Annotated in this window: 10 protein-coding genes; all 10 read left to right on the top strand. The window is 48.1% G+C overall.

The features are described from left to right. Positions 1-35: 35 nt before the first annotated feature. The 10 genes from ON006_RS15115 to ON006_RS15070 are packed head-to-tail and all read left to right on the top strand — an operon-like array spanning position 36 to position 10,427. Complete coding sequence (locus ON006_RS15115; RefSeq protein ID WP_244823093.1) at positions 36-1,862, top strand: magnesium chelatase subunit D family protein; 1,827 nt, start codon at positions 36-38, stop codon at positions 1,860-1,862. After that, a complete protein-coding gene (locus ON006_RS15110; protein WP_244823094.1) occupies positions 1,859-3,340 on the top strand; it encodes a cobyric acid synthase in 1,482 nt (493 codons plus the stop codon). Before ON006_RS15115 ends, ON006_RS15110 begins: the two co-directional genes overlap by 4 nt. A gap of 6 nt (positions 3,341-3,346) precedes the next feature. Beyond that, positions 3,347-4,369 (top strand): pyridoxal phosphate-dependent aminotransferase, encoded by a 1,023-nt coding sequence (locus ON006_RS15105; protein ID WP_244823095.1) that lies wholly within the window; start codon positions 3,347-3,349, stop codon positions 4,367-4,369. After that, positions 4,348-6,393: an adenosylcobinamide-phosphate synthase CbiB gene (gene cbiB / locus ON006_RS15100; RefSeq protein WP_244823096.1), complete on the top strand. Its 2,046-nt coding sequence runs from the start codon at positions 4,348-4,350 to the stop codon at positions 6,391-6,393. Before ON006_RS15105 ends, cbiB begins: the two co-directional genes overlap by 22 nt. Next, positions 6,394-6,975 (top strand): cob(I)yrinic acid a,c-diamide adenosyltransferase, encoded by a 582-nt coding sequence (locus tag ON006_RS15095; protein ID WP_244823097.1) that lies wholly within the window; start codon positions 6,394-6,396, stop codon positions 6,973-6,975. Then, positions 6,972-7,478 carry a bifunctional adenosylcobinamide kinase/adenosylcobinamide-phosphate guanylyltransferase gene (locus tag ON006_RS15090; RefSeq protein ID WP_244823098.1) on the top strand — a complete coding sequence of 169 codons (507 nt, stop codon included), beginning with the start codon at positions 6,972-6,974 and terminating at the stop codon, positions 7,476-7,478. The genes ON006_RS15095 and ON006_RS15090 overlap by 4 nt, the downstream gene beginning before the upstream one ends. A gap of 6 nt (positions 7,479-7,484) precedes the next feature. Then, the gene (cobT, locus tag ON006_RS15085) at positions 7,485-8,510 is read left to right on the top strand and encodes a nicotinate-nucleotide--dimethylbenzimidazole phosphoribosyltransferase (RefSeq protein ID WP_244823099.1); all 1,026 of its coding nucleotides are present in this window, start codon (positions 7,485-7,487) and stop codon (positions 8,508-8,510) included. Further along, a complete protein-coding gene (locus tag ON006_RS15080; protein ID WP_244823100.1) occupies positions 8,507-9,289 on the top strand; it encodes an adenosylcobinamide-GDP ribazoletransferase in 783 nt (260 codons plus the stop codon). Before cobT ends, ON006_RS15080 begins: the two co-directional genes overlap by 4 nt. After that, entirely contained in the window at positions 9,274-9,822 is a 549-nt protein-coding gene (locus ON006_RS15075; protein ID WP_244823101.1) for a histidine phosphatase family protein, read from the top strand. Before ON006_RS15080 ends, ON006_RS15075 begins: the two co-directional genes overlap by 16 nt. A 26-nt stretch (positions 9,823-9,848) precedes the next feature. Next, a complete protein-coding gene (locus ON006_RS15070) occupies positions 9,849-10,427 on the top strand; it encodes a DUF1572 domain-containing protein (protein WP_244823102.1) in 579 nt (192 codons plus the stop codon). Positions 10,428-10,489: the final 62 nt, after the last annotated feature.

Raw genomic sequence — 10,489 nt, 5'->3', positions numbered from 1 at the left:
CAGGTTGATTTTAATGAATTGAAATAAAAAGATATATGAATTTGTACCCGTTTTCCGCCATTGTCGGACAGGCGAAACTGAAAAAGGCGCTGCTATTATGTGCCATCAATCCTGCTATCGGGGGCGTGTTGATAAAAGGTGAAAAAGGGACGGCCAAAACGACGGCGGTACGGGGTCTTGCGTCCATTATGCCCCTGACGGCTCAGGAAGGAGGTTTTGGAACGGAAAATATGACCGTACCCTTTGTGGATCTGCCATTGGGTGCTTCGGAAGACCGTATTTTGGGTAGCCTTGACCTCCAAGCCATCGTTTCCGAAAAGAAGAAGAAATTCCTACCCGGATTGCTCGCCAGCGCGCACCAGGGCATACTTTATATCGACGAAGTGAATTTGCTGGCCGACCATTTGGTAGACATTTTATTGGATGTAGCGGCTTCCGGCATCAATACCGTTCAGCGGGAAGGGATCTCGGAAAGTCATGCTGCGCGGTTCATGTTAATTGGCACAATGAACCCCGAGGAGGGTAACCTGCGTCCGCAGTTTTTGGATCGTTTTGGGTTAATGGTCGAGGTGGAGGGGCATATGGATGTGGTTGACCGTGTGGAAGTTGTACGCAGGAGGATCGCATTTGAGGGCGATCCGGAACAGTTTGTATCTCAATGGCGAATGGCGCAGCTGGCATTGCAATCGCGCATATTGAAAGCGCAGCAGCTACTACCGGCTGTGAAAATGCCGGAGGGGCTGCTTACATTGATCAGTCAGTTGTGTATTGAGCGTTCGGTGAGCAGCTTACGGGCTGATATTGTGCTGTTTAAGACGGCAACCGCATTGGCGGCCTGGGCGGGCAGACTGAATGTCACGCCCGAAGATATCCGCGAAGCCGCTGAGCTGGTACTCAACCACCGGAAGGGCAAAAAGCAACCTCAATCCAACCCCAATAATCAGGGAAATCAGCCGAAAAACGAATCGGAACAAAATCAGGGCTCAGCTGGAAATAATGATTCTGGCGAATGTGGGGAGGGGAATTGCTCGGATACACCCGAAGAAAAAGTTTTTGGAAACGGTCAGGAAAAGGAAGTGCCGAAGCTAAAAAGCGAGCAGCCTATCACTGTTCCTGAACTTATTAATGGACGTAGTCAAAAGGCAGTACAGACGACCAGAGGTTTTCAAGTACGGGCTGAAAAGACGCATGTTGGTAATGATTTGGCTGTGAGCGAAACGATTTTGAATGCGATCATGCGCGACCCGGACCATTTAATAATCCGGACTGATGATTTGCATCAAAAAGTAAAAAACGGTAAAGCAGGCCATTTGATACTGTTTGTGGTGGATGCCTCGGGGTCGATGGCAGCTGGAAAACGGATGGAGGCCGTGAAGGGAAGTGTGCTGGGCTTGTTGAAAGACGCTTACCAAAAGAGAGATATGGTCGGGTTAATTGCCTTTCGCGGCGTGGAGGCCACTATTTTGCTTGAACCCACCAATAGCATTGAAGACGCTGAGCATGCAATGGGTAGCCTCCCAACCGGAGGCCGTACGCCATTGCCACACGCGTTGCTGCTTGCCACGGAAGTCCTGAAATCGTATGAAAAGACAAAAGATTTGCAGCCATTATTGGTAGTACTGAGCGATGGGAAAGCCAATGTACCGCTGCCAGGAGGCGGTGATCCGTGGCGGCAAGTGTTGCAAGTGGCATTACAAATGGCAGAAAAATCAGTTCGCGCTTTGGTCATTGATACTGAAATTGGTTACCTCAGATTTGGAAAAGCACAAGAGCTTGCCGCTGCGCTCGGGGCTGAATGTTTGACCCTGGACGAGCTTTCTCCGGAAAATCTGACCCATTTGATCACAGCGCGAATAATATGATGAGTAGTAAGAAATTAAAACCCATCATGTTTGTCGGGACTGGTTCTGACGTGGGTAAAAGCGTTATCACAGCCGGATTTTGCAGGATATTCAAACAAGATGGTTACGAACCTGCACCATTCAAGGCGCAAAATATGTCGCTGAACAGCTATGTGACAGCGGAAGGACTGGAAATAGGTCGTGCACAGGCTGTACAGGCCGAAGCTGCACAAATTCCCTGTTTGTCGGATATGAACCCGGTGCTTTTAAAGCCTACCAGCGATCAATCGTCACAGGTGGTTTTGAATGGTAAACCCATTGGAAATCAGTCAGCTTATTCGTATTTCATGGCGAACGACAGGCAGGAGTTATTTACTGCCGTGAAGCAGTCATTTGACCGTCTTGCCACGCAGTATAATCCTATCGTCATGGAAGGTGCCGGTAGTATTTCGGAGCTGAATCTCAAACACCGGGACATTACCAATCTGCGGATGGCTGCGCATGCCGGAGCTGCTACCTACCTGATCGCTGACATTGACAAAGGCGGCGTGTTTGGTAGTGTGTACGGAACCATTGCATTGCTCACGCCGGAAGAAAAGGCTTGCATCAAAGGCATTATCATCAACAAATTCAGAGGTGACGGACGGTTGTTTGAAGAAGGAAAAAGAATGCTGGAAGAACTGACTGGCCTGCCTGTGGCGGGTATCCTGCCTTATTTTAGGGATATCCACATTGAACAGGAAGATTCCGTTTCGCTGGAATCCAAGTACCGTTCGGCAGTCGAGGGAAAGGTGAATGTGGCCGTGATTTTGTTGAACCGCCTGTCTAATTTCACCGATTTCGACCGGCTGGAAAATGATCCGCGGGTCAATTTATTTTATACCAATGATCCGGCTGAGATCTCCAAAGCAACGATTGTGATCATTCCGGGGAGTAAGAATACCATTGCTGATATGCTTGCATTGAAAAATAATGGTGTTGCCAAGGCGATTACGGAAGTGTACAAGGCGGGGAAAACGGTCATCGGCATTTGCGGCGGCTATCAGATGATGGGCGAAATGATTGAAGATCCGCTGCATGTGGAAGGAGAGATCGAGCAGATTCCGGGCCTTGGAATTTTGCCAGTTACTACCATTTTGCAGGGTGAGAAAACCACCTTGCAACGTCAGTTTACCTTTCGCGAAAGTCCTGACAGCTGCACTGGTTACGAGATACATATGGGTGAAACCTATTTTACAAAGGAGCAGTCGCCGGTTGCTACTTTGAGTGACGGCCGAAAGGATGGCTATTATAAAAGCAACAAAGTGTGGGGTAGCTATCTGCATGGTATCCTCGACAATGACATGGTGATTGAAGATCTGCTTGCACCTTATGCGGCCGGGATTTCTGCGAAACCATTTGATTTTCAAAGTTTCAAAGAACAGCAATACGACCGGCTGGCGGATCTGATCCGGGCGAACGTAGATATGGAATTGATTTACAAAAGTTTACAATACTAGGAAGGAATGTTGCACGGGCACGGAGATGATGGATATAAGTACGGGAGGGAAATCCTGGCCGATTTCAGTACCAATGTCTGGCACGGGAGAGAGCCGGCGGGGATGAAGCAATATGTTTTTGAAAGATGGAATCACGTCAATCGGTATCCTGAGGTTGTCTCTGAAAGCTTGCGGGAGCGGGTTGCTGCGCATCATAATTGCACTGTTAATGAGGTGATTGTATGCAATGGAGCAGCGGAAAGCATTTACCTGATCGCGCAACTTTTCACTGGTAAAAAGTCAACCATTGTTATCCCTGCATTTTCGGAGTACGAAGATTCTTGCCTCATTTTTGATCATGAAGTTTCGTTTTTGAGCTGGAAAGCTGCATTGGAACTGCCGTTTTTGAAGAGCGATCTGCTTTTTATCTGCAATCCGAATAATCCAACCGGGCATGTTTTCCCAGACCTCGAATACTGGCTGAAACTGAACCCACATTGCACGTTTGTAATCGATGAAGCATTTATCGATTTCACTCTGGATTTGAAATCCATTGTCCCGCTCGTAAAACGTTACCCGAACCTGATCGTGATGCGCTCGCTGACGAAAACGTATGCGATTCCGGGCCTGCGACTGGGTTATATGCTCGCACATGAAGAGATCGTAAACCGGATCATGGCCATTAAACCTCCCTGGACTGTGAATGCGATGGCGGCTGCGGCTGGGGAATTCATTTTTGCAAATTGGTCTGACATTCAGTTGCCTATTGAGAAAATCTTAGAGGACAAAGCCAGGTTTGTTTTAGAATTAAAGCAAAACGACGCCATTCAAATTGAAGACAGCAGTACTCATTTTTTTATTGGAAAAACAATGGTCAAAAGTGCCCGGGAGCTCAAAGAGTTTTTGCTGAACAATCACGGTCTGCTGATACGCGACGCGGCCAATTTCAGGAGTTTGACGAGACAGCATTTTCGCATTGTCACATTGAGTTTTCAGTATAATCAATTATTGATCAAAGCATTGGAGGAATGGAAAGCACTTTACTATTGATTTCGCCGCTCCTCACCGGTTACCTGCTGGACCTCTGGCTGGGCGACCCGGACAACTGGCCGCATCCGGTACGTGTTTTCGGTAATTTAATCGCTGCCGGAGAGCGGTTTTTGAATAAAGGGGGCTTCCGGTTTGTCAAAGGAATGTTGCTTTCTGTCTCATTAGTGGTTTTGGTGTTTCTTTTTTTTACAATGTTAAATAATGTGCTCAGGCCTTATCCAGGGCTGTTCTGGTTGGTCAATAGTGTTTTTGTGTACTTCGGTTTGGCCAATAAGAACCTCATTGTAGAGGGGCAGCAGGTGTTTTCGGCTTTGCGGAACAGCCTGGAAGCGGGGCGTCGCCAGCTTGCCCGGATTGTGGGCAGGGATACGTCGAAACTGAACGAAAATCAGGTTCGCATCGCTGTTTTTGAAACCATGTCGGAGAACCTGAGCGATGGTGTGGTCGCGCCTTTGTTTTACTATGCGATCGCCGGAGTACCGGGTATGATGACTTATAAAATGATCAATACGATGGATTCGATGCTGGGGTATCGCAATGATCGCTACGAATGGTTTGGCAAATTTTCCGCCCGGCTCGACGATGTCGCAAACTTCATTCCCGCCCGTTTTACCGCGATTTTAATGGTACTGCTCACCGGCAGCAGCAGAGGCTGGAAAGCCATCCTGAAATATGGCAACAAACATAAAAGCCCCAACGCAGGCTACCCGGAGGCAGCGCTGGCTGGCATCCTCGACTGCCGATTTGGCGGACCTAATGTGTACCACGGAAAAGTAGTTCAAAAACCTTATATCGGGGAAACGGGGCGGACCATTCAAAACGAAGAAATCAGGCGAGTGAGTAGCATTAACCATAAAGTTTGCCTGGCCACGCTTTTGATCCTCATAGTGGGCCTCCTCGCATCTTGCAGCACGTCATCCGCTATCTATGAAAAAGGTGACGCGGCTTCGGTTACGACGGATCTTTTTCCTGAAAAAGTTAAAATCAATCATGCCAATGGCTTTTCCATTGCCTATCATGGGAATTACAAAACTGTCAAAATCGTAAGCCCGTTTGAAAAAACCATGGATACGGCCACATTCGTGCTGGTACAGCGTGGTACGCCCCGGCCTCGTGGATTTTCAGACAGCCAGATCATTGAAATCCCTGTCCAGAGCCTGGTGGTAATGTCGTCGCTGCACATTGGTCTCGTCGGATTTCTGGAAGCGGAGGAGGTGTTGACAGGTATAGGAAACCTTAAATATGTGTCTTCGGCGAAGGTACTGGGAAGAATCGGCGCGGGTAAAATTGTGGAAGTAGGTAAGGATCAGGGGCTAAACGACGAATTGTTGATTAGCATGCACCCTGACCTCATCATGGCTACTGGCAGCCCCGTATCGCGAATGGCGCGCTACCAGTCTATGAACCAGGCGGGGATACCGGTGATGGTGAATTCGGAATGGGTGGAAACCACGCCGCTGGGTCGTGCCGAATGGGTGAAGCTGCTCGCGGCGCTTTTGAACAAGGAAGCATTGGTGAATCAGAAGTTTGCGAATGTTGAAAAGGAATATAAACGACTTACCATTCTTGCCAAAAAAGCGAAAAATAAGCCGAGCCTCATTACCGGTATGAATTCCAAAGATGCCTGGTTTGTACCAAATGGGAATAGTTATGCCAACCGGTTTTTTCAGGATGCGGGGGCGAGTTATCATTGGGCTGGTACCAAAGCGACGGGCAGTTTGCCGCTGAGTTTTGAAACCGTGTACCCAGTAGCGTTACAGGCAGATTATTGGCTGAATGTGAGCATTGGAAATTTGAAATCCAGGGAAGATATTCTGGCAAAAGATGTTCGCTACGCTGATTTTAAGGCATTTAAAACCAACAAAGTGTACGGCTATCACAACCGTACGAATGCACAGGGAGCCAATGATTATTGGGAGTCGGGGGCTGTGAACCCGCATCTGGTACTGGCCGATCTGGTGAAAATATTGCACCCGGAGTTGCTGCCGGAGCATCAATTGATATACTACAAACCAATTAACTGAATGAAGATTTACACCAAAAAAGGGGATAAAGGAACGACCGGATTGTTCGGTGGCAGCCGCGTGAGCAAGGATGACGTGCGGATCGAATGCATTGGCACACTCGATGAGGCCAATTCGACCATTGGCGTATTACGGGTAAAACTGGGCAGTGATCATTCCTGGCAGCCGAATTTGCATAAAATCCAGAAAGACCTGATGGATATGATGTCACACCTGGCGAGACCGTCGGATGCAAAAAAGGAAAACAAAAACCCCATGCCGGTAGACGGAGCGGAGTTCTGCGAACAATGGATTGATGAGCTTGAAGGTGCCATGACCTCGCCTTCGGATTACTTTTTGTTGCCTGGTGGGAACGAGGTATCGGCATTATGTCACGTTGCACGCACCCAAATGCGGCGGGGCGAGCGGAGGCTGGTTTCATTGATTAAAACAGACGAGGTACACGAGGCTATACCTGCCTATATCAACCGGTTATCGGATCTGTTCTTCACACTGGCCCGTGCCGAAATGGACAAGGCCGGGGTAGCGGAGGAAAAGTGGCAATTGTTTCTGTATAAACGCTTTAAACTGCTGAGTAAATGATTATCTACATTTCAGGCGGGGTAAGAAGCGGAAAAAGCAGGTACGCAATGAAGTTAGCTTTGGAAAAAAGCAGCGATCCCGTGTATGTAGCTACGGCGAAAATTTGGGATGAGGATTTTGGTAAAAGGGTGGCGAGGCACCAGCAAGAGCGCGGGCCGGAATGGTCGTTATTTGAAAGCGAGCAGGCGTTGCATTTGCTTCCATTGGCAGGCCGCACCGCTGTGATCGATTGTGTAACCCTTTGGCTTACCAACCTGTTTATGACGCACGATCAGGACATTGACCGGTCGTTGGCTGTGTTTAAAACCGAAATAGACGCCATAGCCAAGTTGCAGGGCACATTCATTATCATTTCCAATGAACTCGGCATGGGAATTCACCCGGAGACAGAAGTAGGAAGGAAATTCACCGATTTACAGGGCTGGGCCAATCAATATGTAGCCAATGTGGCCGAAGAAGCCATTTTTATGGTTTCGGGCTTACCATTAATTCTAAAAAAATAATTAGCCATGAAAACAGATACATTAATAGGGCAGGAGATCTCGGAAAAAATAAACAACAAAACCAAGCCGCTGGGCGCTTTGGGGATGTTGGAAAAACTGGCTTTTCAAATTGCTTCGGTTCAAAATACATTGTTCCCGAAGCTGGTTAGTCCGCACATCATTGTCTTTGCAGGAAGTCACGGTATCGCTGCGAAAGGCGTGAGCGCTTATCCTTCTGAGGTGACGCCGCAAATGGTGCTGAATTTTATGAACGGAGGCGCGGCGATCAATGTATTTACACGGCAGCACGATATTCAGCTGTTGCTGGTGGATGCTGGTGTTGATTATGATTTTGAAAAGAGTGAAAAACTGATTGACGCGAAGATCAATCATGGTACCAGCAATTTTCTGGAACAACCCGCCATGACTTCGGAGGAATGCAGCCAATGTTTTGAACGGGGGGCTGAGTTAGTTCGGCAGGTCAAAGCGACCGGTTGCAATGTGATTGGTTTTGGGGAAATGGGGATTGGTAATACTTCCTCTGCGGCATTGATCATGAGTAAGTTGCTTGCCTTACCCATTGAAGATTGCGTGGGCAGAGGTACCGGGCTGGATGATCAGCAGCTTTTGCAAAAGATTGCAATATTGAGCGAAGCATTAAAAATACATCAAAATGTGAGCAGCGATCCGGTGACTGTGATGCAGACTTTTGGCGGGTTTGAGATCGCGATGATGTGTGGTGCGATGATGGAGGCGGCGAGGCAGAACATGCTTATTTTGGTAGATGGTTTTATCGCCTCAGCGAGCTACCTGTGTGCATTTCAAATGTTTCCATCTATAAAAAGCAATGCTATATTCTGCCACCAGTCCGACGAAAAGGGGCATAGGCTTCTGTTGAATGCGTTGGAAGTTGAACCGGTTTTGAAACTGGATTTGCGGCTTGGCGAGGGAACGGGCTGCGCGCTGGCTTACCCGATACTGACGAGCGCGGTGGCTTTTTTCAATGAAATGGCTAGCTTTGAAAGCGCAGGGGTCAGCAATAAATCATCATGAAACGGCAGATAACGCTTTTTTTTACCGCATTACAATTTTACACCAGAATTCCTGTCCCGAAATGGGTAGGTTACCAGCCTGAGAACCTGAGTGCCGCGACGGCGTATTTGCCTTTCATTGGCTGGATCGTGGGCCAGATTTCCGGGGTTGCCTGGCTGGGTGGATTGTATTTTACAGACGTTACCGTGGGCTTATTATTTTCAATGACAGCTTCGATACTGGCAACCGGCGCATTTCACGAAGATGGCTTTGCAGATGTCTGTGACGGTTTCGGGGGAGGCTGGACGAAGGAAAAGATCCTTGAAATTATGAAGGACAGCCGTCTCGGGACCTACGGAGCGACCGGCTTGGTACTGATGCTCGCATTCAAATTTTCATTGTTGCAGATCCTGGCGGCAGGTGATCAGGCTGCGTTGGTGCTGCTACTGGTCGCCGGGCACTCGATTAGTCGCCTAATGCCTGCATTTGTTATATTTTTTCAAGATTATGCGCGAGACACCGGCGATAGTAAGGCCAAACCGGTGGCTGAAAAACCCGGCTGGCTCACATTAACGGCAGCCTGCGTTTTTGGCATTATTCCACTGGTACTGCTGGCGTTTTCCAAACAGGAGCCACTGGTTTTACTGTCATTGGTCTTTCTGGGCATCATTACATTTTTTCTGGGCCGTTATTTCAAAAAATGGATCGGAGGTTATACCGGCGACTGCCTCGGTACCGTGCAGCAGGTCTGTGAAACCGGGTTTTACCTTTTTATAGTAGCCTTGTGGAAGTATATCTGATCCGCCACACGACACCCGTTTTGGAACCCGGCCTCATTTACGGTCGTAAAGAGCTGCTTTTACACGACACTTTTCCCGACGAACTGGCAACGGTTCTTCAACAACTTCCTGAACATTTCGATGCAGTTTATTCCAGTCCCGCATTCCGTTGTGTGGAGCTGGCAAAGGAGATCAGTCCTGATTTTAAGATGGACGTTCGCTTGCAGGAACTGGATTTTGGAGAATGGGAGGGTAAAACCTGGGATACCGTCGATCAGGTCGCCTTGCAATGCTGGATGGACGATTATGTGAACGTATGCGTGCCTGGCGGGGAGAGTATGATGCAAATGCACGAACGGATCACGGAGTTCTGGGATGAACTGTCGCGTGAAACATATACACGCATTGCCATCGTCACACATGCAGGAGTAATGCGTTTGCTACTCGCTAGTGTGCGGAGCATCGCATTAACCAACATTTTTGACATTAAAATCAATTACGGCGAAGTGATCATTGTCAACCATTTACTTCCTGACCCACGTTTTGTAAATTGAATCTTCGGAGTTTAAATTCAGAAACAATGGAAAATGACTATCTGCAAAGCGTTCGGAAACAGTTTGAGTACTATAAAATGCTGGGCGACAAAACCATTGCCCAGGTAACTGACGAGCAGCTTTTTTGGAAATACAATGAGGAAAGCAACAGCATAGCGACCATTGTGAAGCATTTATGGGGCAATATGCTGTCACGCTGGACGGATTTCCTGACTACCGACGGAGAAAAGGAATGGCGTGACCGGGAAGGAGAATTTGACAACGATATCAGCGGCCGGGCAGAGTTGCTTGCCAAGTGGAATGAAGGCTGGAACTGCCTCTTTTCAGCGCTCGGCACTATAAACGAAAGCAATTTTAATCAGCTGGTCTACATCAGAAATCAGGGGCATACGATCACTGAGGCGATTAATCGCCAGCTGGCGCATTATCCTTATCACATTGGTCAAATCGTTTTTATTGGTAAAATGGTCCTGAATGAGCAATGGAATTCTCTATCAATTCCCCGCGGTGACTCCGGGAAATACAATGCCGAAAAATTCGCGAAACCTAAGACCAGGACGCATTTTACAGATGAATATATAAGCGACAACGAACGGAAAGAGTGACTGTTTCTTCTCTCCGTGTCGTAATCGCCCCCTGATATTGCCGGATTCACACAGCGTTTATC

The sequence above is a fragment of the Dyadobacter pollutisoli genome, assembly GCF_026625565.1.
GTDB lineage: Bacteria > Bacteroidota > Bacteroidia > Cytophagales > Spirosomataceae > Dyadobacter > Dyadobacter pollutisoli.
This window is presented reverse-complemented; position numbering and strand designations above follow the sequence as displayed.

What these genes read in the sequence shown, in the direction of transcription:
- ON006_RS15110 (WP_244823094.1), top strand. Translation starts at nt 1,859, where the DNA reads ATGATGAGTAGTAAGAAATTAAAACCCATCATGTTTGTCGGGACTGGT.
- ON006_RS15070 (WP_244823102.1), top strand. Translation starts at nt 9,849, where the DNA reads ATGGAAAATGACTATCTGCAAAGCGTTCGGAAACAGTTTGAGTACTAT.
- ON006_RS15115 (WP_244823093.1), top strand. Translation starts at nt 36, where the DNA reads ATGAATTTGTACCCGTTTTCCGCCATTGTCGGACAGGCGAAACTGAAA.
- ON006_RS15105 (WP_244823095.1), top strand. Translation starts at nt 3,347, where the DNA reads ATGTTGCACGGGCACGGAGATGATGGATATAAGTACGGGAGGGAAATC.
- cobT (WP_244823099.1), top strand. Translation starts at nt 7,485, where the DNA reads ATGAAAACAGATACATTAATAGGGCAGGAGATCTCGGAAAAAATAAAC.
- cbiB (WP_244823096.1), top strand. Translation starts at nt 4,348, where the DNA reads ATGGAAAGCACTTTACTATTGATTTCGCCGCTCCTCACCGGTTACCTG.
- ON006_RS15080 (WP_244823100.1), top strand. Translation starts at nt 8,507, where the DNA reads ATGAAACGGCAGATAACGCTTTTTTTTACCGCATTACAATTTTACACC.
- ON006_RS15095 (WP_244823097.1), top strand. Translation starts at nt 6,394, where the DNA reads ATGAAGATTTACACCAAAAAAGGGGATAAAGGAACGACCGGATTGTTC.
- ON006_RS15090 (WP_244823098.1), top strand. Translation starts at nt 6,972, where the DNA reads ATGATTATCTACATTTCAGGCGGGGTAAGAAGCGGAAAAAGCAGGTAC.